24 protein-coding genes are annotated in these 24,357 nt (G+C 63.0%); 9 read left to right on the top strand and 15 right to left on the bottom strand.

What is annotated here, in order from left to right; genetic code table 11:
• Positions 1-15: 15 nt before the first annotated feature.
• The 4 genes from TO66_RS27540 to lnt all read left to right on the top strand — a co-directional run bounded on the left by TO66_RS27540 (position 16) and on the right by lnt (position 4,074).
• Positions 16-1,035, top strand: coding sequence for a PhoH family protein (locus TO66_RS27540; protein ID WP_044465236.1), 1,020 nt, complete (start codon positions 16-18; stop codon positions 1,033-1,035).
• Complete coding sequence (gene ybeY / locus TO66_RS27545; protein ID WP_044465237.1) at positions 1,028-1,522, top strand: rRNA maturation RNase YbeY; 495 nt, start codon at positions 1,028-1,030, stop codon at positions 1,520-1,522. Before TO66_RS27540 ends, ybeY begins: the two co-directional genes overlap by 8 nt.
• Before the next feature lie 5 nt (positions 1,523-1,527).
• Positions 1,528-2,367, top strand: a complete 840-nt coding sequence (locus tag TO66_RS27550; RefSeq protein WP_044465238.1) for an HlyC/CorC family transporter — start codon at positions 1,528-1,530, stop codon at positions 2,365-2,367.
• A gap of 171 nt (positions 2,368-2,538) precedes the next feature.
• Positions 2,539-4,074 (top strand): apolipoprotein N-acyltransferase, encoded by a 1,536-nt coding sequence (gene lnt, locus TO66_RS27555; RefSeq protein WP_044465239.1) that lies wholly within the window; start codon positions 2,539-2,541, stop codon positions 4,072-4,074.
• A 69-nt stretch (positions 4,075-4,143) separates the two neighbouring features.
• Here lnt and TO66_RS27560 read toward each other — a convergent pair whose 3' ends face one another.
• On the bottom strand, positions 4,144-4,914 hold the full coding sequence (locus tag TO66_RS27560) for a YdcF family protein (protein WP_044465240.1): 771 nt from the start codon (positions 4,912-4,914) through the stop codon (positions 4,144-4,146).
• A gap of 128 nt (positions 4,915-5,042) precedes the next feature.
• Positions 5,043-5,366: a hypothetical protein gene (locus TO66_RS27565; protein ID WP_044465241.1), complete on the bottom strand. Its 324-nt coding sequence runs from the start codon at positions 5,364-5,366 to the stop codon at positions 5,043-5,045.
• A 259-nt stretch (positions 5,367-5,625) separates the two neighbouring features.
• Between TO66_RS27565 and leuS the strand changes: the two genes are divergently transcribed.
• From leuS to TO66_RS27590, 5 genes are all read left to right on the top strand, one after another.
• Complete coding sequence (gene leuS, locus TO66_RS27570; RefSeq protein WP_044465242.1) at positions 5,626-8,232, top strand: leucine--tRNA ligase; 2,607 nt, start codon at positions 5,626-5,628, stop codon at positions 8,230-8,232.
• An 89-nt stretch (positions 8,233-8,321) separates the two neighbouring features.
• Positions 8,322-8,927 (top strand): LPS assembly lipoprotein LptE, encoded by a 606-nt coding sequence (gene lptE, locus TO66_RS27575; protein WP_044465243.1) that lies wholly within the window; start codon positions 8,322-8,324, stop codon positions 8,925-8,927.
• A 42-nt stretch (positions 8,928-8,969) separates the two neighbouring features.
• The gene (gene holA / locus TO66_RS27580; protein WP_044465244.1) at positions 8,970-10,007 is read left to right on the top strand and encodes a DNA polymerase III subunit delta; all 1,038 of its coding nucleotides are present in this window, start codon (positions 8,970-8,972) and stop codon (positions 10,005-10,007) included.
• 128 nt (positions 10,008-10,135) lie between these two features.
• A complete protein-coding gene (gene arfA / locus TO66_RS27585; protein ID WP_007927093.1) occupies positions 10,136-10,297 on the top strand; it encodes an alternative ribosome rescue factor ArfA in 162 nt (53 codons plus the stop codon).
• Between the two features lie 61 nt (positions 10,298-10,358).
• Positions 10,359-11,681, top strand: coding sequence for a lytic murein transglycosylase (locus TO66_RS27590; RefSeq protein WP_044465245.1), 1,323 nt, complete (start codon positions 10,359-10,361; stop codon positions 11,679-11,681).
• A gap of 74 nt (positions 11,682-11,755) precedes the next feature.
• Here TO66_RS27590 and TO66_RS27595 read toward each other — a convergent pair whose 3' ends face one another.
• From TO66_RS27595 to TO66_RS27655, 13 genes are all read right to left on the bottom strand, one after another.
• Positions 11,756-12,703, bottom strand: a complete 948-nt coding sequence (locus TO66_RS27595; protein WP_044465246.1) for an LD-carboxypeptidase — start codon at positions 12,701-12,703, stop codon at positions 11,756-11,758.
• 168 nt (positions 12,704-12,871) lie between these two features.
• Positions 12,872-13,894 (bottom strand): lipoyl synthase, encoded by a 1,023-nt coding sequence (lipA, locus tag TO66_RS27600; RefSeq protein ID WP_044465247.1) that lies wholly within the window; start codon positions 13,892-13,894, stop codon positions 12,872-12,874.
• A gap of 1 nt (position 13,895) precedes the next feature.
• A complete protein-coding gene (gene lipB / locus TO66_RS27605; RefSeq protein WP_044465248.1) occupies positions 13,896-14,543 on the bottom strand; it encodes a lipoyl(octanoyl) transferase LipB in 648 nt (215 codons plus the stop codon).
• Positions 14,543-14,818, bottom strand: a complete 276-nt coding sequence (locus tag TO66_RS27610; protein WP_044465249.1) for a DUF493 domain-containing protein — start codon at positions 14,816-14,818, stop codon at positions 14,543-14,545. The genes lipB and TO66_RS27610 overlap by 1 nt, the downstream gene beginning before the upstream one ends.
• Positions 14,819-14,898: 80 nt before the next feature.
• Complete coding sequence (locus tag TO66_RS27615) at positions 14,899-16,056, bottom strand: D-alanyl-D-alanine carboxypeptidase family protein (RefSeq protein ID WP_044465250.1); 1,158 nt, start codon at positions 16,054-16,056, stop codon at positions 14,899-14,901.
• A 184-nt stretch (positions 16,057-16,240) separates the two neighbouring features.
• On the bottom strand, positions 16,241-17,245 hold the full coding sequence (locus TO66_RS27620; RefSeq protein WP_044465251.1) for a septal ring lytic transglycosylase RlpA family protein: 1,005 nt from the start codon (positions 17,243-17,245) through the stop codon (positions 16,241-16,243).
• Positions 17,245-18,258, bottom strand: coding sequence for a lytic murein transglycosylase B (gene mltB / locus TO66_RS27625; protein ID WP_044465252.1), 1,014 nt, complete (start codon positions 18,256-18,258; stop codon positions 17,245-17,247). The genes TO66_RS27620 and mltB overlap by 1 nt, the downstream gene beginning before the upstream one ends.
• A gap of 17 nt (positions 18,259-18,275) precedes the next feature.
• Entirely contained in the window at positions 18,276-19,379 is a 1,104-nt protein-coding gene (rodA, locus tag TO66_RS27630; protein ID WP_044466173.1) for a rod shape-determining protein RodA, read from the bottom strand.
• Between the two features lie 31 nt (positions 19,380-19,410).
• A complete protein-coding gene (gene mrdA, locus TO66_RS27635) occupies positions 19,411-21,306 on the bottom strand; it encodes a penicillin-binding protein 2 (protein WP_044465253.1) in 1,896 nt (631 codons plus the stop codon).
• 16 nt (positions 21,307-21,322) lie between these two features.
• Complete coding sequence (rlmH, locus tag TO66_RS27640) at positions 21,323-21,790, bottom strand: 23S rRNA (pseudouridine(1915)-N(3))-methyltransferase RlmH (protein ID WP_009051038.1); 468 nt, start codon at positions 21,788-21,790, stop codon at positions 21,323-21,325.
• 9 nt (positions 21,791-21,799) lie between these two features.
• Positions 21,800-22,222 carry a ribosome silencing factor gene (rsfS, locus tag TO66_RS27645; protein WP_148558615.1) on the bottom strand — a complete coding sequence of 141 codons (423 nt, stop codon included), beginning with the start codon at positions 22,220-22,222 and terminating at the stop codon, positions 21,800-21,802.
• A gap of 60 nt (positions 22,223-22,282) precedes the next feature.
• Positions 22,283-22,927, bottom strand: a complete 645-nt coding sequence (nadD, locus tag TO66_RS27650) for a nicotinate-nucleotide adenylyltransferase (RefSeq protein ID WP_044465255.1) — start codon at positions 22,925-22,927, stop codon at positions 22,283-22,285.
• The gene (locus TO66_RS27655; RefSeq protein WP_044465256.1) at positions 22,927-24,192 is read right to left on the bottom strand and encodes a glutamate-5-semialdehyde dehydrogenase; all 1,266 of its coding nucleotides are present in this window, start codon (positions 24,190-24,192) and stop codon (positions 22,927-22,929) included. Before TO66_RS27655 ends, nadD begins: the two co-directional genes overlap by 1 nt.
• Positions 24,193-24,357: the final 165 nt, after the last annotated feature.

Genomic DNA, 24,357 nt, shown 5'->3' on the forward strand with positions numbered 1-24,357 from the left:
GCTAAAAAAACGACCTTGAACGCACCCATAGAACCTCATCGTTTCATCCTCGAGCCCTTCGAGGCTCGCCGCTTCGCCAATCTGTGCGGGCAATTCGACGAGCACCTGCGCTTGATCGAACAGCGCCTGACCATCGAGATCCGCAATCGCGGCAATCAGTTCGAGCTGATCGGCGAACCCCAGCACACCACTTCCGCGGAAAACCTCCTGCGCCGCCTGTACCGGGAAACCAAAGGTACCGAGCTGTCGCCGGACATGGTGCATCTGTTCCTCCAGGAATCGGCCGTCGAAGAGCTGAACAATCATCCTGTCGCCGAAGCGGCCGTGGCCCTGCGCACCAAGAAAGGCATGATTCGCCCACGCGGCTTGAATCAGCAGCGCTACGTCAAGGAAATCCTCGGCAACGACATCAATTTCGGCATCGGCCCGGCCGGTACCGGCAAGACCTACCTGGCCGTAGCCTGCGCGGTAGATGCCCTGGAGCGCGAGCAGGTTCGACGCATCCTGCTGGTGCGACCGGCGGTCGAAGCCGGCGAAAAGCTCGGTTTCCTGCCGGGCGACCTGGCCCAGAAGATCGACCCGTACCTGCGCCCGCTGTATGACGCGCTGTATGAAATGCTCGGCTTCGAGCAGGTGGCCAAGCTGATCGAACGTCAGGTCATCGAGATTGCACCGCTGGCGTACATGCGCGGCCGTACGCTGAACAACAGCTTCATCATCCTCGACGAAAGCCAGAACACCACCGTCGAGCAGATGAAGATGTTCCTGACCCGGATCGGCTTCGGCTCCACCGCCGTGATCACGGGCGATATCACCCAGGTCGACTTGCCCAAGGGCACCAAGTCCGGCCTGGCCCACGTGATCAACGTGCTCAAGGACGTCCCGGGCATCAGCTTCACTCACTTCATGCCCAAGGACGTGGTGCGCCATCCGCTGGTGCAACGCATCGTCGAGGCCTACGAGCGCTTCGAGCAGCGCGTGGCCGACGAGTCCGCCCATTCCTCTGCGGAAAAGGGCAATCGCCACGATGCTTGAGCTTGATCTGCAACGGGCCAGCGACAAACCTGCCCCCAGTGACGCCCTGTTCCGCCAATGGTGCGAGCTGGCCCTGCGCCAGCGCACAGCCGATTCGGAACTGACCATCCGCCTGGTCGACGAGCCCGAAGGGCGCGAGTTGAACCACACCTGGCGGCACAAGGACTACGCCACCAATGTCCTGTCGTTCCCCGCCGATGTGCCGGACGATCTGCTGGATATTCCCCTGCTCGGCGACCTGGTGATCTGCATCGAAGTGGTCGAGCGCGAAGCCGCCGAACAAGGCAAGGACCTAGAGGCCCATTGGGCCCATCTGGTGATTCACGGCTGCTTGCATCTGTTGGGTTACGACCATATAGATGACGACGAAGCCGAAGAAATGGAAGCACTGGAACGAACGTTGCTTGCCGAACTGGGTCATCCGGACCCTTACGCGGACGACGAAACCGAAGAACATCCCTCTGTAACAACCAAGGATTTAGAGTAATCGCTATGAGCGAAGACCGATCGAGCAGCGGGCAAAAGTCGTGGCTGGGTAAACTGACCCAGGCTTTTGCCCATGAGCCGAAAAACCGCCAGGAGCTGCTGGAGCTGCTGCGCGAAGCCCATCAGAACAAATTGCTGGACAGCGAAGCGCTGGCCATCGTCGAGGGCGCCATCCAGGTCGCTGACCTGCAGGTACGGGACATCATGGTTCCGCGCTCGCAGATGATCAGCATCAAGGCCACCCAGACCCCGCGCGAATTCCTCCCCGCCGTCCTCGACGCCGCGCATTCGCGCTACCCGGTGATCGGCGAGAGCCATGACGACGTCATGGGCGTGCTGCTGGCCAAGGACCTGCTGCCGCTGATCCTCAAGGAAAACGGCGACAGCTTCAACATCAAGGACCTGCTGCGCCCGGCGACCTTCGTGCCCGAGTCCAAGCGCCTGAACGTGCTGTTGCGTGAGTTCCGCGCCAACCATAACCACATGGCCATCGTCATCGACGAATACGGCGGCGTGGCAGGCCTGGTGACCATCGAGGACGTGCTGGAGCAGATCGTCGGCGATATCGAGGACGAGCACGACGTCGAGGAAGACAGCTACATCAAGCCCCTGCCGAGTGGCGATTTCCTGATCAAGGCGCTGACGCCGATCGAGAACTTCAACGAGTTCTTCGACAGCGAGTTCTCCGACGACGAATTCGATACCGTCGGCGGCCTGGTGATGAGCGCGTTCGGGCACCTGCCTAAACGCAACGAAATCACTGAAATCGGCGCCTATCGTTTCCGCATCCTGAATGCCGACAGCCGCCGGATTCATCTGCTGCGACTCACGCCTATCCCTCGCTAAGGAAAGCTGGCCAGGCAACGCAGCCTGGCCAACGTTCAGGCACGCCCCGAAGGGCCGGGACCGCTGTTGCGCAGGACTGCGTCACTCGTCGTCATGTGAAAAAACCAAACCACACTCCTCGCGCCTTGCCCTGCGCAACAGCAGGCTCCGGCACGACACAGGAAAGAGCAGATGACACGCCTCTTGCTGCGCTCAACCCGCCCCGGCTGGCCCGGTAATCTGCTGGCCATGGTGGCTGGCGCTATCACCACCCTGGCCTTGGCGCCTTATGACATCTGGCCGCTGGCACTGCTGGCGGTCGGCTTTTTTTATGCCGGCCTGCGCGAGCTGAGCCCGCGCCAGGCGCTGTGGCGCGGCTGGTGCTTCGGCTTCGGCCTGTTCGGCGCCGGCACCAGCTGGATCTACGTCAGTATCCATACCTACGGCGGCGCCTCGGCACTGCTGGCCGGCTTGCTGATGCTGGCTTTCATTGCCGCCATCGCCTGGTTCTTCGCCCTGCCGGCCTGGCTCTGGGCGCGCTGGCTGCGCCGCAATGAAGCGCCGCTGGCCGACGCCCTGGCATTCGCCGCGCTGTGGGTAGGCCAGGAAGCATTCCGCGGCTGGTTCCTGACAGGCTTTCCATGGCTCTACTCCGGCTACAGCCAGCTTGACGGCCCACTGGCCGGCCTGGCTCCGCTGGGCGGCATGTGGCTGATCTCTTTCAGCCTCGCGCTGAGCGCCGCCCTGCTCTACAACCTGCCCAGCCTGGTCCGTGCAGGACGCAAAGGCTTTATCGCCGCCGGCCTGGTGCTGCTGGCCGCCCCCTGGATCATCGGCATGGCCCTCAAGGGCCACGCCTGGACCAGCCCCGCGGGCGAACCGCTGAGCGTGGCGGCGGTGCAGGGCAATATCGAACAGAGCCTGAAATGGGACCCCGCGCAGCTCAATGCCCAGTTGGCGCTGTATCGCGACATGAGCTTCAGCTCCAGGCGCGTGGACCTGCTGGTCTGGCCGGAAACCGCGGTCCCCGTGCTCAAGGAGTCGGCCGAAGGCTACCTGAACATGATGGGTAACTTTGCCGCGGATCGGCATTCGGCCCTCATCACCGGCGTGCCGATCCGCGAGGAAGTGCACCACCAGAAGCGTTACTTCAACAGCATCACCGTGGTCGGTGAAGGCGATGGCGAGTACCTCAAGCAGAAGCTCGTGCCCTTCGGCGAGTATGTGCCCCTGCAGGACCTGCTGCGGGGCTTGATCGCCTTCTTCGACCTGCCCATGTCGGACTTCGCCCGCGGCCCCGCCGACCAGCCTCTGCTGCAAGCCAAGGGTTACCAGATCGCGCCGTTCATCTGCTACGAAGTGGTGTACCCGGAATTCGCCGCCAGCCTGTCGGCACGCAGCGACCTGTTGCTGACGATCAGCAACGACACCTGGTTCGGCACCTCGATCGGCCCGCTGCAACACTTGCAGATGGCCCAGATGCGCGCTCTGGAAGCCGGACGCTGGATGATCCGCGCAACCAACAACGGGGTGACCGGCCTGATCGACCCATTCGGCAAGATCACCGTGCAGATCCCCCAGTTCGAACGCGGGATTCTCTATGGCGAGGTCGTGCCGATGCACGACCTGACGCCTTATCTGCAATGGCGCTCGTGGCCGCTGATCATCCTGTGCGTCCTGCTGTTCGGCTGGGCCCTGCTGGCCAGCCGGATCGCCAAGACCCTGTGATGCCATTGCGAGCAGGCTCGCTCCTACAGCTCCCGAGCACCTGTAGGAACGAGCCCGCTCACAACGAATCTAGGGCTTGCCCCGATAGAACAGCTTGTACCCCAGCAGCCCCACCGCTTCGTTCAATAACTGGCCACTCTGCCAGATCGACTTGAACTCCGGCATCCAGCCGCCCAAGGGCCTGGCGTTATCCACTCCCAGGAAGCCTACGGGCGCCGGCACCACCGTGAACCCCGCCTGCTCGAAGCTCCAGACGGCTCGCTGCATATGCCACGCCTGGGTAACCAACACCACCCGCTTGACGCCTTGCGGCTCCAGCACTTGCGCCGTGAACCGGGCGTTTTCCCAGGTCGTGCGACTGCGCCCTTCCTGCCAGCGCACGGTCACATCGAAGTCATTGAGCAGCGACTCGGCCATCAGTGCCGCCTCGGTGGGCGGCGTGCCGTAGTGCAGGCCGCCGCTGGTCAGAATCGGCAACCCGGAAGCCTTGGCCAGGCGCGCCGCATAACGCTGGCGCTCCAACCCGACTCCCGTTGGCTGATCGCTTCCCCAGGCCGGGTCGCCGCGCTCGCGGCCCGAACCGAGCACCACGATCGCGTCGGCGTGCTCGGCCAGGGTCGACCATTGGCTCTGCGTCAACGCCGGCTCGCTTTCCAGCGCATGCGCGCTCCATTCGACCATGACCGGCAGGCTCATCAGCCAGAAGCCCCCCAGGCCTAGGGCGAAGCACAGCCCGGCGAGTCGTGGCCTGGAGCGGCGCAGCCACCAGGCGCACAGCAACAGGAGCAAGAGGATGCCGGGCGGCAGGAGCAGTTGTTTGACGAAATAACGAAAAGGCATCGAGCATCTCCAAAAGATGCTCGAAGCCTAAGTGGGTAAAAGCAAAGCAACAACAGAGACGAAACGGATTTCTCGTACAAGGTACACGGCATTGACGCAACGCCGATGCCCGGGCGGGCGGCGCGGGCTCATTTGAAATGCAGGGATCGGACCTTTACCGCATCCCGGGCGGGTACCTTGTCTTTCAACCAGATGATCTTGGCCGAAGGTGCAGCCACTTCTTCATGCCTGAGGCATTCGAGCACGCTCAACCGCGTCTCACGTTCACTACGATCCAGATAGGCCTTGATCATCTCGAATTCGGCATGACTCAGGCCACGCAACTCCAATTCCACAGGGCGCTCATCTCGCAAGCTTCCTGCCGTTTTCGCTGCATCCAGGGCCAAAGCCAGACGATCTATCAGTCGTTCGTACAACTCGGGTTTTGTAACTTTTCGCTGCGACTCAACCATCCACTCACCTCATGAAAGTAAGACTCACTCCCCTTTTTGAGCTTAGCCGCACTGCCGGAACCGGCCCGGTGCCGCGACCAACGGCCCACGGCGCGTAATCAGGGTTTCCCTCGGTAGAGCGCGGTCATGTATGCTACGGCGCTTCCTGTAACTCCACTTCCAGCTCGCCTGGGTCGCGAAAACGCCACATATGGCGCCATCACCGCCCAACGTTGCATTGAAGAGGATTAGGCCACCCCTATTCAGTTCAAAAGTAGCCATGCACGAACACTATCAACCCCGTGAGATCGAAGCCGCCGCCCAGTCGTTCTGGGATGAGCAAAAGTCCTTTGAAGTCAGCGAACAGCCAGGCAAGGAGACTTACTACTGCCTGTCGATGTTCCCTTACCCCAGCGGCAAGCTACACATGGGGCACGTGCGCAACTACACCATCGGCGACGTGATCTCCCGCTACCAGCGCATGCAAGGCAAGAACGTGCTGCAACCCATGGGTTGGGACGCCTTCGGCATGCCGGCGGAAAACGCCGCGATGAAGAACAACGTCGCGCCGGCCAAGTGGACCTACGAAAACATCGCCTACATGAAGTCCCAGCTGCGCAGCCTGGGCCTGGCGGTGGACTGGTCCCGCGAAGTCACGACCTGCAAGCCCGACTACTACCGCTGGGAACAATGGCTGTTCACTCGCCTGTTCGAAAAAGGCGTGATCTATCGCAAGAACGGCACCGTGAACTGGGACCCGGTCGACCAGACCGTCCTGGCCAACGAACAGGTGATCGACGGTCGCGGCTGGCGCTCCGGCGCGCTGATCGAAAAACGCGAAATCCCGATGTACTACTTCAAGATCACCGCCTACGCGGATGAGCTGCTGGAGAGTCTCGACGAGCTGCCGGGCTGGCCCGAGCAGGTCAAGACCATGCAACGCAACTGGATCGGCAAATCCCGTGGCATGGAAGTGCAGTTCCCCTACGACCAGGCCTCCATCGGCGAAGCGGGCGCACTGAAAGTCTTCACCACCCGCCCCGACACCCTGATGGGCGCAACCTACGTTGCGGTCGCCGCCGAGCACCCGCTGGCCACCCTCGCGGCGCAGAACGACCCGGCGCTGCAAGCCTTCATCGCCGAGTGCAAGGGCGGCAGCGTCGCCGAAGCCGATGTCGCCACCCAGGAGAAGAAAGGCCTGCCGACCTCGCTGTTCGTCGAGCACCCGCTGACCGGCGAAAAGCTGCCGGTATGGGTCGCCAACTATGTGCTCATGCACTACGGCGATGGCGCGGTGATGGCTGTTCCGGCCCACGACGAACGCGACTACGAGTTCGCCACCAAGTACAACCTGCCGATCAAGAACGTGGTGCGCACCAGCGCTGGCGATGAAACGCCTGCGCCTTGGCAGGACGCCTACGGCGAGCATGGCGAACTGATCAACTCCGGCGAGTTCGACGGCCTGGATTTCGCCGGTGCCTTCGACGCCATCGAAGTCGCCTTGCTGAAAAAGAACCTCGGCCAATCCCGCACCCAGTTCCGCCTGCGCGACTGGGGCATCAGCCGCCAGCGCTACTGGGGCTGCCCGATCCCGATCATCCATTGCGACAGCTGTGGCGATGTGCCGGTACCAGAAAACCAACTGCCAGTCGTCCTGCCGGAAGACGTGGTGCCGGACGGCGCCGGTTCGCCACTGGCGCGCATGCCCGAGTTCTACGAGTGCAGCTGCCCGAAATGCGGCAAGCCTGCCAAGCGTGAAACCGACACCATGGACACCTTCGTCGAGTCCTCGTGGTACTACGCACGCTACGCTTCGCCACAGTACGAAGGCGGCCTGGTCGATCCGGCCGCGGCCAACCACTGGCTGCCGGTGGACCAGTACATCGGCGGTATCGAACACGCGATCCTGCACCTGCTCTACGCGCGCTTCTTCCACAAGCTGATGCGCGACGAAGGCCTGGTCAACTCCAACGAGCCGTTCAAGAACCTGTTGACCCAGGGCATGGTGGTCGCCGAGACCTACTATCGCCGCGAAGCCAACGGCGCCTACACCTGGTACAACCCGGCCGACGTCGAGCTGGAGCGTGACAGCAAGGCCAAGATCGTCGGCGCCAAGCTGATCAGCGACGGCCTGCCGGTGGAAATCGGTGGCACCGAGAAAATGGCCAAGTCGAAGAACAACGGCGTCGACCCTCAGTCGATGATCGACCAGTACGGCGCGGATACCTGCCGCCTGTTCATGATGTTCGCTTCGCCGCCCGACATGAGCCTGGAATGGTCCGATTCCGGTGTCGAGGGAGCCCATCGCTTCCTCAAGCGCGTCTGGCGCCTGGCCCAGGCCCACGTGGCCCAGGGCCTGCCGGGCGCACTGGAGCTGGCGAGCCTGAGCGACGAACAGAAGGTCATTCGCCGCGCCATCCACCTGGCGATCAAGCAAGCCAGCCAGGACGTCGGCCAGCATCATAAATTCAACACCGCCATCGCCCAGGTCATGACGCTGATGAACGTGCTGGAAAAAGCCCCGCAGGCCACCGCACAGGATCGCGCCCTGCTCCAGGAGGGCCTGGAAACCGTGGCCCTGCTGCTGGCTCCGATCACTCCGCACATCAGCCACGAGCTGTGGAGCCGGTTGGGCCATAGCGGCGCCATCATCGATGCTGGCTGGCCGGTACTGGACGAGAACGCCCTGGTCCAGGACAGCCTGCAACTGGTGGTCCAGGTCAACGGCAAACTGCGCGGGCAGATCGAAATGCCGGCCAGCGCCAGTCGCGAAGAAGTCGAGGCCGCCGCCCGGACCAACGAGAACGTACTGCGTTTCACCGAGGGCCTGACGATCCGCAAAGTGATCGTCGTGCCTGGCAAGCTGGTCAATATCGTCGCCAGCTAATTGGATCAGGCGCCGGCCCGGAGGCGGGCGCCGAATAAAACCTCCAGGGCCGCACTGTCGGCCCACATGGTTTCAAGGGGAGCAACAAGATGATCAAACGCAACCTGCTGGTGATGGGCCTGGCCGTACTGCTGAGCGCCTGCGGCTTTCAGCTGCGCGGCACCGGCACCACCGAACTGGCGATCAAGGAACTCGACCTGAGCGCCCGCAATGCCTACGGCGAAACCGTGACCCAGCTGCGCCAGGTCCTGCAGAGCAGCGGCGTCAAGGTCTATACCGGCGCGCCTTACAAGCTGGTGCTGACCCGCGAACAGGAATCCCAGCGCAGCCTCAGCTACGCCGGTGCCGGTCGTTCGGCCGAATATGAAATGACCACCGTGCTGAACTACGAGATCCTGGGCCAGAACAACCTGAGCCTGCTCAGCGACAAGCTGCAAGTGCAGAAGGTCTACATCCACGACGGCAACAATCTGGTGGGCTCCGACCAGGAATCGCTGGAAGTGCGCAAGGAAATGCGTCGTGACCTGGTGCAGAACATGATGCTGCGCCTGCAACTGCTGACGCCGGCCCAGCTGGATCAACTGCAAGAGACCGCGAAAGCCCGCGCCAAGGCCGAGGCCGACGCACTGGAAGCCGCACAGAAGGCTGAGGCGGAAACGCCGCAACAGTCGCCTCTGCAGCTGCCGAACCAGTAAGTCTCGTGGGGCGCTCAAGCGCCCCGCTTGCCCTTCCTTATTATGAAACTCGCCCCCGCCCAGCTCGGCAAACACCTGCAAGGCCCGCTCGCACCGGTCTACGTCATCAGTGGCGACGATCCGCTGCTGTGCCAGGAAGCCGCCGACGCCATTCGCGCCGCGGCCCGCCAACAGGGTTTCGATGAACGCCAGGTCTTCAGCGCCGACGCCAATTTCGATTGGGGCACGCTGCTGCAGGCTGGCGCGAGCATGTCGCTGTTCGCCGAAAAACGCCTGCTGGAACTGCGCCTGCCTTCCGGCAAGCCCGGTGACAAAGGCGCCGCGGCATTCATCGAGTACTGCTCGCGGCCGGCCGAAGACACCCTGCTGCTGGTCAGCCTGCCCAAGCTCGACGGCAGCGCGCAAAAGACCAAATGGGGCAAGGCACTGATCGAGGGCGAGCAGACCCAGTTCATCCAGATCTGGCCGGTGGACGCCAACCAGCTGCCGCAATGGATTCGCCAGCGCCTGTCCCAGGCAGGGCTTTCCGCCAACCAGGACGCGGTGGATCTGATTGCCGCCAGGGTCGAAGGCAACCTGCTGGCCGCGGCCCAGGAAATCGAAAAGCTCAAGCTGATGGCCGAAGGCGGCCAGATCACCGCGGAAACCGTGCAGGCGGCGGTAGCCGACAGCGCGCGCTTCGACGTTTTCGGCCTGGTGGACGCAGTACTCAATGGCGAGGCGGCCCATGCCCTGCGCATGCTCGAAGGGTTGCGCGGCGAAGGCGTCGAACCTCCGGTGATTCTCTGGGCGCTGTCCCGGGAGTTGCGAGCGCTGGCCAACATGTCGTTGCAATACAGCCAGGGCACTCCGCTGGACAAAGTGTTCAGCCAGGCCCGCCCGCCCGTCTGGGACAAACGCAAACCCCTGATGAGCAAGGCCCTGCAGCGCTATTCAGCACCACGCTGGGCGCAACTGCTACTCGATGCCCAGCGTATCGACGTGCAGATCAAGGGGCAGGCCACCGGCTCGCCCTGGAGCAGCCTCAGCCGCCTGTCATTGCTGATGGCCGGACAACGCCTGCCTCTTCCCGCCGAATAGCCTTCCCCCTACAAGGAAGGACGAGCCTGGGAAAGTTGCTGAAAAGCCCTACGCATCACAGGGCTGGACAGCCAGGCAAAGCTGGCCGATCATCTGCCGCGCAAATCCACTTCAAGCGAGTATTCAAGATGAGCAAGCCATCCAAGCATGGCCCCAACAAGGCCAAATCCATCATCGCCCAGCCCCTGTTCCGCAGCCGCCAGGAACGACCCGCCAAGGGCAAAGGCAGCTACCGCCGCGAAGCCTTCCAGTCTAAAAGCTGGGAGGCTTCTTACTTTCTGGCCGCCTGAAGCGGAGAACCCCGTCGGCATGATAAGGTCTGTATCTGATTCGTATTCTCTGGACCTGTGCATGCCCTTCTGTCTTTCCCGCCGTTGGCACCTGCGCCAACTGATCGCTGCCTCCAGTCTTGCCCTGCTCGTCGCCTGCGCTGAAAAACCCACCGCCGCCGATGCCCAGCCGCTTCCAAGCATTCAAGCCGCTCCTCTCGCCGCACCCGCAACCGTCGCGCCCTTGGCCGTCGACAACCTGGATATCCAGCCGACGCAGACGTTCGCCCAATGGCAGGCAGGGTTCCGCACAGAAGCCCTGAACGCCGGGATTCGCGCCGACCTTTTCGATCGCGTGTTCGCCGGCATCACCCCGGACATGGGCGTGATCAAGGCTGATCGCAGCCAGCCCGAGTTCAGTCGCCCGGTATGGGAGTACCTCGACGGCGCCCTGTCGCCACTGCGCGTGCGCAAGGGCCAGGCGCTGATCAATCAATACGCCGACATCCTGCAGCAGATCGAGCAGCGTTATGGCGTCGATCGCCAGGCCCTGGTGGCGGTCTGGGGGATGGAGAGCAATTTCGGCGAGTTCCAGGGCAACAAGTCGGTGATCCGCTCCCTCGCGACCCTGGCCTACGAAGGCCGCCGCCCGGCCTTTGCCAACAGCCAGCTGCTGGCCGCCCTGCAGATTCTCCAGCACGGTGACATCCAGCCCGAGAAGATGCTCGGCTCCTGGGCTGGCGCCATGGGGCAGACCCAGTTCATTCCGACCACCTACAACACGCACGCCGTGGACTTCGACGGCGATGGCCGCCGCGATATCTGGAACAGCCCGGCCGATGCCCTGGCCTCGACCGCGCACTACCTGCAAAGCTCGGGCTGGCAGAAGGGCCAGCCGTGGGGCTTTGAAGTGCAACTGGCAAATGGCTTCGACTACGCATTGGCGGACGGCGCGATCCGCAAGCCGGTGGCCGAATGGCTGCGCCTGGGCATGAAACTGCCCAATGGCGCCAGCGTTCCGGCCGGCTCCGAGCAGTTGTCCGCGGCCTTGCTGCTGCCGGCGGGTTATCGCGGCCCGGCGTTCCTGATCCTCGACAACTTCCGCGCCGTCCTGAAGTACAACAACTCTTCGTCCTATGCCCTGGCGGTGAACCTGTTGTCGCAGCGTTTCAACGGAGCAGGCCTGATCAACGGCACCTGGCCGAAGGACGACATGCCCCTCAGCCGCTCCGAACGCATCGAGCTGCAAAACCTGCTCAGCGCGAATAATTATGATGCCGGCAACCCGGACGGCATCATTGGCGCCAATACCCGCAAGGCGATTCGCAGCGCCCAGCAATCCCTGGGCTGGCCGGCCGACGGCTATCCAACCCATAAGCTGCTGGAAAGCCTGCGCTCACGTTAAGGCCTATCTGCAGTGGGGCTATCGCGAGCAAGCTCGCTCCTACGGGAACGGGGTGCTTGCGCTGGCCGGGTGGCTCAATCGAAGACCACGTCCTGCTCCAGGGTCAACTGCTGTTCCCCGGCATCCAGCCTGACCATCGCGCCCAGCGGCAGGGTCAGATTCGGATCGCAGTGTCCGCTGCGCCACCTGCTCAACACCGGAATGCGCAAAGGCTCGAAGGTCTGCTTCAGCAACCCGGCCAGTGCCTGGGGCTCGACACCCGCTACATCCCCCACCAGGACCCCACGCAGCCGCTCGAGCTTGCCCGCCAGGCGCAAGTGCGTCAGCAGACGGTCGATCCGGTACAACGGCTCATTGACGTCCTCGATGAACAGAATGATGCCATCGGCATTGATCTCGAACGGCGTACCCATGGTCGCGGCGATCAATGACAGGTTGCCCCCCATCAGTTGGCCGCAGGCGATGCCGGGTTCGATGGTGTCCAGGGGATAGGCCGCAGGGTGGGCCAGCAGGCTGCCGGCCTTCAATTGTCCCCTGAGCAGGCTGAACAGCGAGGACTCGGTCGGCGGCTGCTTGTCGCCCAGCAGGTCGGCATTGAGCATCGGTCCGTGAAAGGTCACGAACCCCGCGTAGCGATTGATGGCTAGATGCAGGGCGGTAATGTCGCTGTAGCCGACAAACGGCTTGGCATGCTGGCGCAGCAGGTCGAAATCGATCCGGTCGAGCAAGCGCGGGCTGCCGTAACCGCCGCGCAGGCAGAGGATGGCATCGACATCCTTATCGGCGAAGGCCGCATGCAGATCGTTCAGGCGCACCTCATCGCTGCCCGCCAGATAGCCATCCTTCTGCTCGACACCGGGAAAGATCCGCAACGAATACCCACGAGCGCGCATCCAGCGAATGGCTTTCTCGGTGTCCAGGGCGGCGGGCCCGGCAGGTGCGATCAAGCCGATCAGACCTTGCGCAGGCAATGCCGGCACCGGCCGCTGCGCACAAGGAACGTCAGTCGGGTGGAGGGTCATCCAGTGGTTCTCCCTGTATGGATTCTCTGGTGCACAGTAGACAGGAACGCGGGCAAACAGAAGTGTCGGAACGCCACGGCGCTTGCAGGAAAAGTCTTTGAAGGAGGAGAGACGCAGGTGTAACGGAGGATGACGCCCGCAAGGAAAGTGCCTTGCGGGCGCATTGCATCAGGAGACCAGGCCTTCCTTGGCCAGCTTGGCCTGTTCGTCGGCGTGGTAGGAGGAGCGTACCAGCGGACCCGAGGCGACGTTCTTGAAGCCCATCTTGTAGCCTTCCTCGGCAAACCAGGCGAAGGTGTCCGGGTGCACGAAACGCTGGACCGGCAAGTGGTTGCGCGACGGCTGCAGGTACTGGCCCAGCGTCAGCATGTCGATGTCGTGCTCGCGCATGCGCTTCATGACCTCGATGACTTCGTCATCGGTCTCGCCGAGGCCCAGCATCAGGCCGGACTTGGTCGGCACGTGCGGCACCAGTTGCTTGAACTTCTGCAGCAAGGTCAGCGACCACTGGTAGTCCGACCCTGGACGCGCAGCCTTGTACAGGCGCGGCACGGTTTCCAGGTTGTGGTTGAACACATCCGGCGGCTCGGCGGCGGTGATTTCCAGCGCTACGTCCATGCGGCCGCGATAATCCGGAACCAGGGTTTCCAGTTGCACGTTCGGCGACAGCTTGCGGATTTCGCGGATGCAGTCGGCAAAGTGCTGGGCACCGCCGTCGCGCAGGTCGTCGCGGTCGACCGAGGTGATCACCACGTATTTCAGGCGCAGGTCGGCGATGGCCACGGCCAGGTTCACCGGCTCGTCGACGTCCAGGGGCTTCGGACGACCATGACCGACGTCGCAGAACGGGCAGCGACGGGTGCAGATGTCGCCCATGATCATGAAGGTCGCGGTGCCACCGGAGAAGCACTCGCCCAGGTTCGGGCAGGAGGCTTCTTCGCAGACGCTGTGCAGCTTGTGCTTGCGCAGCAATTGCTTGATCCGGTCGACTTCCGGGGAAACCGGGATCCGCACGCGAATCCAGTCGGGCTTCTTCGGCAACTCGGTGGTCGGAATGATCTTCACCGGGATGCGCGCGACTTTTTCCGCACCGCGCAATTTAACGCCGGTTTCAACTTTCGCACGGGCCGGGCGCTCGGAAACATCCAGCGTCGGGATCAGGGTTTGCACAGCGTCTTGCGCAGTAGTCATATCAGTCGATTCCGCCCGTTAGGGTCGTCTGCTCAGCATAGTCGAGGTGTTTGACGAGCTGCGCGCGCAGCCGGGCACTTACCTCGGCAAATTCAATCGGTCCTGTGTGGTCGCTCAGCTGGGTCATTGCCAGCCCGGCATAGCCACAGGGGTTAATCCGTCGGAACGGCTGCAGATCCATGTCCACGTTCAAGGCCAGGCCATGAAAGGAACAGCCATGGCGGATCCGCAGGCCCAGGGACGCGATTTTCGCGCCATCGACATACACGCCGGGAGCATCCGGCCTGGCCGTCGCGGTCACGCCGTAACCGGCCAGCAGCTCGATCAGGCATTGCTCCATCCGGCTGACCAGATCGCGCACGCCAAAACCCAGGCGACGCACATCCAGCAGCAGATAGGCCACCAGTTGACCAGGGCCGTGATAGGTCACCTGGCCGCCTCGATCGACCTGCACCACCGGGATATCCCCCGGCAGCAACAGGTGCTCGGCCTTGCCCGCCTGGCCCTGGGTGAAGACTGGCGGATGCTGCACCAGCCAGACTTCATCGGGCACATCGGTGCCGCGTTCGTTGGTAAAGCGTTGCATGGCCTGCCAGACCGGCTCGTAGGCCATCTGACCGAGCTCGCGAAAGCCCAGCGTCTGCGACATCACAGCACCATGTGCACGAAGCCGGTGGCCCGCAACTCGCTGTTGATGTCGTACAGCTGCTCCTGGCCAGTGGCGAGGATGTGCAGCTGGATGGTCGTGTACTTGCCGTTGGTGCTCAGGCGCTCGGCCAGGGTGTTGTGGTCAACGGTCGCGTGTTTTTCAAGGATCGCGATGATCTTGTCCTTGAAACCCACGCCGGTGTCGCCGATTACCTTAATCGGGTAATCCGGGCAGGGAAATTCGATCTTTGGCGCCTTTACTTCGGTGTCTGTCATGGCGTAACGGCCTCGTAAGCCGTGGCGACGGACGCGGCCCCCGCTCTACTTCAGAACGAGGGCCGCGCGGGTCGACAATATCAGTTGAACAAGCCGTAGAAGAATAGACGGATGCTATCCCACATGCGGCGGAAGATACCACCTTCGTCGACCGCGTCCAGAGCGATCAGATCGGCGCTATGCACCACCTTGTCGTCCAGCTTCACTTCGACCTTGCCGATCACGTCGCCCTTGGCGATAGGCGCGACCAGTTGTGGATTCATGGTCATGCTGGCAGCCAGTTTCTTCAGCTGGCCCTTGGGCATGGTCATGGTCAGGTCTTCGGCCAGACCGGCCTTGACCTGGGAGGTAGTGCCTTTCCAGACAGGTGCCTGAGCCAGCTCGGTGCCTTTCTGGTAGAAGGTCTGGGTTTCGAAGAAGCGGAAACCGTAGGTCAGCAGCTTCTGGGTCTCGGCGGCGCGGGCCTGCTCGCTGTTGGTGCCGAACACCACGGCGATCAGGCGCATGCCGTCACGCACGGCCGAGGACACCATGCAGTAGCCGGCTTCGTCGGTATGGCCGGTCTTCAGGCCGTCAACGGTCTTGTCGCGCCACAGCAACAGGTTGCGGTTAGGCTGCTTGATGCCGTTCCAGAAGAACTCTTTCTGCGAGTAGATCGCGTAGTGGGCCGGGTCTTCATGAATGATCGCGCGAGCCAGTACCGCCATGTCGTGCGCCGAGGAATAGTGCTCGGGGTTCGGCAGGCCGGTCGGGTTCATGAAGTGGCTGTTGCTCATGCCCAGGTCGCCGGCGGTCTTGTTCATCATGTCGGCAAAGGCGTCTTCGCTGCCGGCGATGTGCTCGGCCACCGCGACACTGGCGTCGTTACCCGACTGGATGATGATGCCGTGCAGCAGATCGCTGACCGTGACCTGCGAACCCACCTTGATGAACATCCGCGAACCGCCGGTACGCCAGGCGTTCTCGCTGACGGTCACCGGGTCGTTCTCGCCGATCTGGCCGCGACGGATTTCCAGGGTCGCGATATAGGCGGTCATCAGCTTGGTCAGGCTGGCAGGCGGCAGACGCTGGTCACCGTTGTTCTCCACCAGCACGTTACCGCTGCTGGCATCCATGAGCACATAGGACTTGGCGGCCAGCTGCGGCGGCGACGGCATCACTTCTACCGCCCAGGCGGCAGGCGTGATGATCAGCGGGACAAGCAGACACAGGCGTTTGGCAAAGGTGGTGATGTTCATCCGTCTCTCGAAATTGCTAATGGAAACTTGTCCTCGCGGACAAAACTATTCAGACAGCCTTCTAAAGGGCTGTCGCGTGTTCAGTTGTTCACTCACTGACCCTTGCCGGGTTTTTGTTGTACGACGAGCCAACAACCTGGTCCACCCCCCAATGACCGCAGGCGAACCATGAATCAGTAGCCGCCTATTCGGCGGTTACCAGGCTCGGCTGCCCCAGATTGGCCAGCCGGACACTGTTCTGCACTTGCTGGATTTCACCCGGCGAGCCGATCGGCCCCAGGCGTACCCGGTGCAGGGTCTGTTGATTGCGCACGATCGAACTGATGAACACCGGAGCGCTCACCATCCCGCTCAGCTTCGAGCGCAGGAGCTCGGCAGCGTCCGGGTTGGCGAAGGCGCCCACCTGCAGATACTGGCCAGAGGCTTGCGCAGAAGCGTTTTTTTTTGCATCGAGCTGCACCGGCACCACGGCCGCGGCGTGCTGCTGCGGCGGCGGAGTCCATTGCTCGACGGTTCCCGCGGAGGCCGTCATCACAGGCGCGGCTGCCTTGGGTTCGTTGAGCATCAATGGCGCCGGCCGGCCACGCTGGGCCCACCATTCCTGCGGATCGATGCCTTCGACCTTGACCCGCGCGGTACCGATCTCGGCATAACCGAGCTTCTTGGCCGCCGCGTAGGACAAGTCGATGATCCGGTCCGAATAGAACGGGCCGCGGTCGTTGACCCGCAGGATCACGCTCTTGTTGTTGTCCAGGTTGGTCACCCGGACATAACTCGGCAACGGCAGGGTCTTGTGCGCGGCACTCATGCCATACAGGTCGTACACCTCGCCGTTGGCGGTGTTCTGCCCATGGAACTTGGTGCCGTACCAGGACGCCGTGCCCGAAGCGACATAACGCTTGGATTCGGCCATCGGGAAATAGGTCTTGCCCAGTACCGTATAAGGGTTGGCCTTGTACGGACCGGTGTGCAGGGTCGGCGTGGCATCGGGGATGCGCGAGACATCGACATCCCACCAGGGCGCGCCATCCTTGTGGGCGCGGTTGATGTCCAGGCCGGGCGTGGTGCGTACCACGGCGGGCCCGCTTTTCTGCTTCGGCGCCTGGGTCGACGAACAACTGACCACCAGCAAGGACAATGCGGCAAGCGCCACCAGCTTCAGGGGTTTGCGGATTGGCGATGCCAGCATTACTTGACGCCCCGTGCTTGGACCAGCTGTTCAGAGAGCTGATGTACGGCCATGGCGTACATCACGCTGCGGTTATAACGCGTGATTGCGTAGAAATTCTTCAGGCCCATCCAGTATTCGGGGCCATTGTCGCCTTCCAGGCGGAAAGCCGTGACCGGCATATCATCGCGCAGCGCATCATGACTCGACCAGCCCAGCGCCCGCAACTCCCCGACGGTTTTCGTCGGCTCGATACCGGTGGTCAGGCCCTCGTCGACACGGTCGCCGCGCACTTCGGCACGGCTGACCACAGGCTGCCCGGCTTCCCAGCCGTGACGCTTGAAGTAGCTGGCGACGCTGCCGATGGCATCGTCCGGATTGGTCCAGATATTGATGTGGCCATCGCCGTCGAAATCCACGGCATAGGCGCGAAAACTGCTCGGCATGAACTGCGGCAGGCCCATGGCACCGGCGTAGGAACCTTTCAGCGTCAGCGGATCGACCTGCTCCTCGCGGGCCAGCAGCAGGAACTCGCGCAATTCCTTGCGGAAGAACTCGGCGCGCGGCGGGTAATCGAAGCCCAGGGTCGACAGTGCGTCGATCACCCGATAGTTGCCGGTGTTGCGCCCAAAGAACGTCTCGACGCCAATGATCGACACGATCACCTGAGCCGGCACGCCGTATTCCTGCTCGGCACGGGCCAGGACGGCCTCGTGCTGGCGCCAGAAGTCCACACCGCGGGCGATGCGCGCATCGGTGATGAACATCGGCCGGTATTCTTTCCACTGCTTGACCCGTTCGGCGGGCCGGGAAATGGCGTCGAGGATCGATTGCTTGCGCTCGGCCTCGCGGAACACCCCCATCAACTGTTCGCCGGCGAATCCATAGTCACGCGTCATTTCGCCGACGAATTCGGCCACTTGGGGCGAGCCTTCGTATTCGCCGCCGGCCAGCGCTTCCTGCGCCGCGCCAAGGATGCCTACCAGACCGACCCACGGCGCATACCGAGCGGTCCAGCCACGCATTGCTTGCATTGAATTCTTCACCTTATTCAAACCTGTGCGATCCACTTGCGATGGGTATGGATCGACATCAAAACCCCAAACGCTGACAGCAGCGTCACCAGCGAAGTTCCTCCGTAGCTAATGAACGGCAACGGCACCCCCACGACCGGCAACAGGCCACTGACCATACCGATGTTGACGAAAACATAAACAAAAAACGTCATGGTCAACGCGCCGGCGAGCAACTTGCCGAACAGCGTCTGCGCCTGGGCGGTAATCACCAGGCCACGACCGATCAGCAGCAGATAGATCAGCAGCAAGGCGCAAATACCCACCAGGCCGAACTCTTCGCCCATGACCGCGATAATAAAGTCGGTGTGGCTCTCGGGCAAAAAGTCCAGGTGCGACTGCGTGCCCAGCAGCCAGCCCTTGCCGAAAACGCCGCCGGAACCGATGGCCGCCTTGGACTGGATAATGTTCCAGCCGGTGCCCAGCGGATCGCTTTCCGGGTCGAGGAAGGTCAGGATCCGCTGCTTCTGGTAGTCGTGCATGATGAAGAACCACATGGCGATCGCCACGGGTACGGCGGCCGCCAGCACGCTGAGGATCCAGCGCCAGCGCAGCCCGCCCATGAACAGCACGAAGGCGCCACCGGCGAGAATCAGCAGCGAAGTGCCGAGGTCCGGCTGGCGCACGATGAGGATGAACGGAATACCGATCAGCAGCAGGCTGATGCCCACATGCTTGAGTTGCGGCGGCAGGGTGCGCTTGGCCAGGTACCAGGCGATGGTCGCCGGCATGATGATCTTCATGAATTCCGAAGGCTGGAAGCGGATCACCCCGGGAATGTTGATCCAGCGCGTGGCGCCCATGGCGTTGTGCCCCATGACGTCCACCACCACCAGCAACACCACGCCGAACACATAGGCCAGCGGCACCCAGCGCGCCATGAACCGCGGTTCGAGCTGGGCGATGACGATCATCGACACCAGGCCGATGCCGAACGATGTGGCCTGCTTGCCCAGCAGGTCCCAGCTCTTGCCGCTGGCCGAATACAGGACGAACAGGCTGCCGGCCGCCAGGGTCAGCAACAGGATCAGCAAGGGACCATCGATATGCAGGCGCTGCAACAGCGTCGCACGGCGACGCATCACGTCCTCGCTGGACAGGATGCGATCGAAATTACTCTTCACGGGCCGTAGCCTCCGCACTGATTGGGCCGGCAAATTCGGGCTTGAGCTGGCCATTCGGGCCGAGGAGCCAGGCGTCCATCACCTGGCGCACCACCGGGGCCGCCACGCCGGAACCGGACTCGCCGTTCTCGACCATCACCGAAACCACGATCTTGGGGTTTTCCGCCGGTGCGAAGCCCACGAACAGGGCGTGGTCGCGGTGGCGTTCCTGGACCTTGGAGCGGTCGTACTTCTCGCCCTGCTTGATCGCGACCACCTGGGCGGTACCACTCTTGCCGGCGATCCGGTACGGCGAACCGATGGCCGCCTTGCGCGCCGTGCCGCGGGCACCGTGCATCACCTGCTGCATGCCGTGGTTGACCTTGGTCCAGTCCGACGGGTCGCGCAGGACGATGTCCGGCATCGGGTTCTCGTCCACCGGCTTTTCGCCTTCGATGGTCTTGGCCAGGTGCGGACGGTTCCATTTGCCCTTGTTCGCCACCAGCGCCGTGGCCTGGGCCAGCTGCAACGGGGTGGACTGCATGTAGCCCTGGCCGATCCCGAGGATCAGCGTCTCGCCCGGGAACCAGGCCTGGCGACGGGTGGCGCGTTTCCATTCGCGCGACGGCATCAGCCCCGGCGACTCCTCGAACATGTCCAGCGAGACCTTCTGGCCAATGCCGAACTTGTTCATGTAGGCCGACAGGCGATCGATTCCCAGCTTGTGGGCCAGGTCATAGAAATAGGTGTCGTTGGACCGCATGATCGCGGTGTCCAGGTCGACATAACCGTCACCGGTGCGGTTCCAGTTGCGGTATTTGTGATCGTAGTTGGGCAACTGGTAGTAGCCCGGGTCGTAGACCCGCGTGGACGCCGTCACCACCCCGGAATCGAGACCGGCGATCGCCACTGCCGGCTTGATGGTCGAGCCTGGCGGGTAGAGGCCGCGCAGCACCCGGTTGAACAGCGGGCGGTCGATGGAGTCGCGCAGTTCGGCATAGGCCTTGAAGCTGATGCCGGTGACGAACAGGTTCGGGTCGAAGCTCGGCTGGCTGACCATGGCCAGCACTTCACCGGTATTCGGGTCCAGCGCCACCACCGCGCCGCGTCGACCGCCCAGCGCCGCCTCCGCGGCCTCCTGGAGCTTGATGTCCAGGCTCAGGACAATGTCCTTGCCAGGAATCGGATCGGTACGCTTGAGCACCCGCAACACGCGGCCACGGGCGTTGGTCTCGACCTCTTCGTAGCCCACCTGGCCGTGCAGTTCCGGCTCGTAGAAGCGCTCGATGCCGGTCTTGCCGATATGGTGGGTGCCGCTGTAGTTCACCGGATCCAGGGTCTTCAGTTCTTTCTCGTTGATCCGCCCCATGTACCCCACCGAATGTGCGAAATGCGCGCCCTGCGGGTAATGACGGACAAGCTGCGCCACCACTTCCACCCCGGGCAGGCGGAACTGGTTGACCGCGATCCGGGCGATCTGCTCTTCGTTGAGCTCGAACAGGATCGGCACCGGCTCGAACGGCCGACGTCCCTGCTTCATGCGTTTCTCGAACAGCACCCGGTCTTCCGGCGTCAACTCCAGTACTTCGATTATGACGTCGAGCACCTGCCGCCAGTCCCCGGATCGCTCGCGGGTCATGCTCAGGCTGAAGCTCGGCCGGTTATCGGCCACCACTACGCCATTGCGGTCGAAGATCAGGCCGCGGGTCGGCGGAATGGGCTGGACGTGAACCCGGTTGTTTTCCGAGAGGGTCGAGTGATAGTCGTACTGGATCACCTGCAGGTAATACAGGCGCGCGATCAGCACCCCGATCAGGCACACCACCGCGATAGCCCCGAACACGACCCGGCCACGCACCAGACGGGCGTCTTTTTCGTGGTCCTTGATACGGATCGGCTGGGACATTTAGTAGAGGCGCGGACTATTTGTGATAGGGGTGCCCGGACAGGACTGTCCAGGCGCGGTACAGCTGTTCGCCGATAAGGATCCGCACCAGCGGGTGCGGCAAGGTCAGCGGCGACAACGACCAGCGCTGATCGGCGCGCGCGCAGACTTCCGGCGCCAGCCCCTCGGGGCCGCCGACCATGAAGTTCACGGTACGCGAGTCCAGGCGCCAGCGATCCAGCTCCACCGCCAGTTGCTCGGTGCTCCAGGGCTTGCCGTGCACCTCGAGGGTGACGATCCGTTCGTTCTGACCGACCTTGGCCAGCATGGCCTCGCCTTCCTGACGGATGAAACGGGCCACATCGGCGTTCTTGCCACGGGTATTGAGCGGTATTTCCACCAGTTCCAGCGCCAGCTCGGATGGCAGACGCTTGGCATATTCGTGCCAACCCTCTTCCACCCATTTGGGCATGCGTGAACCGACAGCGATCAGACGCAGGCGCACAGCCGTCCCTTATTGCTGGTCTTTGTTGAGCTTGGTGAAGTGCTCATGGGTGTGTTCCGGGCTGTGGTGCTTGCCATCGGCCGCACGGCTCTGCTCGGCACCCTGCCACAGGCGTTCCAGGTCGTAGAACTGGCGCGCGGAGGCGGTCATCATGTGCACGATCACGTCGTCCAGGTCCAGCAGAACCCAGTCGCTGTCGCCCTTGCCTTCCTCACCCAGCGGGCGCACGCCCTGGGCCTTGACCATTTCGCGGACCTTTTCCAGCATCGCGCCGATCTGGCGGTTGGAGGTACCGGTGGCGATGATCATGTAGTCGGTGATGCTCTGCTTGTCACGCACGTCGATCACCAGGACGTCCTGGGCCTTGACGTCTTCCAGCGCGGCGACTGCCACCTTGACCAGATCTTCGCCTTTCATTACTTGGTTAGTCATATAAAACTCGTTCAGCTCGTATGTGTGGAGCGTTGCGCGGCATCTGCCGGCAGCGTTCCTTCAGTTCGGCCCACGGTAAAGACCGTGGGCATCGATGTAGGCCAGGACCGCGTCAGGCACCAGGAAACGTACCGACTTACCGCTGGCCAGCAGTTGACGGATCTGGGTGGCGGACACCGCGAGCGGTGTCTGCCAGACGAATGCAATGTGTCCACCCGGCCCTTGCAGGGCCAGGGGATCGCTCACCGAGCGCGCCGCCAGCAGGTTGCGCAACGCATCCGGCGGCTCGCTGTCGGCATCCGGGCGCTGCAACACCAGGATGTGGCAATGCTGGAGCAACTCTTCCCAGCGATGCCAGGTGGGCAGGCCGCAAAAAGCGTCCCAGCCCAGCAACAGGAACAACTGGTCATCCGCGGCCATTTCGGCGCGCATCTGTTCCAGGGTGTCTATGGTGTAGGACGGCTTGTCCCGCTTCAGCTCGCGGTCGTCCACCACCAGGGGCGCAACGCCCGCCACCGCGCACTCGACCATCGCCAGACGGTCCAGGGCCGACACCAGCGGCGTATCGCGATGAGGCGGCCGCGCGCTGGGGGTCAGGCGCAGCTCATCGAGCCCCAGCGAATCGGCCACCTCCAGCGCGCTGCGAAGATGACCGATATGCACAGGATCGAAGGTACCGCCCAGCAGACCGATACGTTTGCTCATCAAGTGCGCACATGGCCGTCGCCGAAGACGACATATTTCTCGCTGGTCAGCCCTTCCAGGCCGACCGGGCCACGGGCGTGCAGCTTGTCGGTGGAAATCCCGATCTCCGCGCCCAGGCCATATTCGAAACCATCGGCGAACCGGGTCGAGGCGTTGACCATCACCGAGCTCGAATCCACCTCGTTGAGGAAGCGGCGCGCGTCGCTGAAGTTCTCGGTGACGATGGCATCGGTGTGCTGCGAACCGTAGGTGTTGATGTGCTCGATGGCCGCATCCAGGCTGTCGACCACCAGGATCGACAGGATCGGCGCGGTGTATTCGGTGCGCCAGTCTTCTTCGGTGGCCTCGATCACATCGGCACCCAGCAGGGCGCGGGTACGCGGGCAACCGCGCAGTTCGACCTTCTTGTCGCGATAGATCGCGGCCAGCGGCGGCAATACGCGCTCGGCGATACCGGCGTGGACCAGCAGGGTCTCCATGGTATTGCAGGGTGCGTAGCGCTGGGTCTTGGCGTTGTCGGCGATGCGAATGGCCTTGTCCAGGTCGGCCGCCACATCGATGAATACATGGCAGACGCCGTCCAGATGCTTGATCACCGGCACCTTGGCATCGCGGCTGACCCGCTCGATCAGGCTCTTGCCACCACGCGGCACGATCACGTCGACGAACTCGGGCATGGTGATCAGGGCGCCGACAGCGGCGCGATCGGTGGTTTCCACCACCTGCACCACCTGCGCCGGCAGGCCGGCCACCGCCAGCCCCTGCTGGATGCAGGTGGCAATGGCGCGGTTGGAGTTGATCGCCTCGGAACCGCCACGCAGGATGGTGGCGTTGCCGGACTTCAGGCACAGGCTGGCGGCGTCGATGGTCACGTTGGGCCGCGATTCATAGATGATGCCGATCACGCCCAGGGGCACACGCATCTTGCCCACCTGGATACCCGAAGGCAGATAGCGCATATCGCGGATTTCACCGATGGGGTCAGGCAGCTTGGCCACCTGACGCAAGCCTTCGATCATCTCGTCGATGCGCACCGGGGTCAGCGCCAGACGGTCGAGCAATGCCGGTTCCAGACCATTGGCCCGGCCGTTGGCCAGGTCCTGCTCATTGGCGGCGCTCAGCTCGGGGCGAGCAGCGTCCAATGCATCGGCAGCCGCCAGCAATGCGCGGTTTTTCTGCGCAGTGGTGGCTCGGGCGATCACCCGCGAAGCTTCGCGGGCGGCGCGACCCAAACGGGTCATGTAGTCAAGAACGGACTCAGTCATGGTCTGCTGTGGTCTTGGCAAAGAGGAAAGCGGCTGATTATAGCTGTCGCGCCGGTCCACGGACAGCGGTCACGGGCGGATGGTCGAAATGGATGGCAAATACGCCTCGTTCAGCCTGAATTAAGCCTGGAATTGATATCATTCCGCTCCAATTCCCGTCATCGC

It is taken from the genome of Pseudomonas sp. MRSN 12121, from assembly GCF_000931465.1.
Classification (GTDB): Bacteria; Pseudomonadota; Gammaproteobacteria; order Pseudomonadales; family Pseudomonadaceae; genus Aquipseudomonas.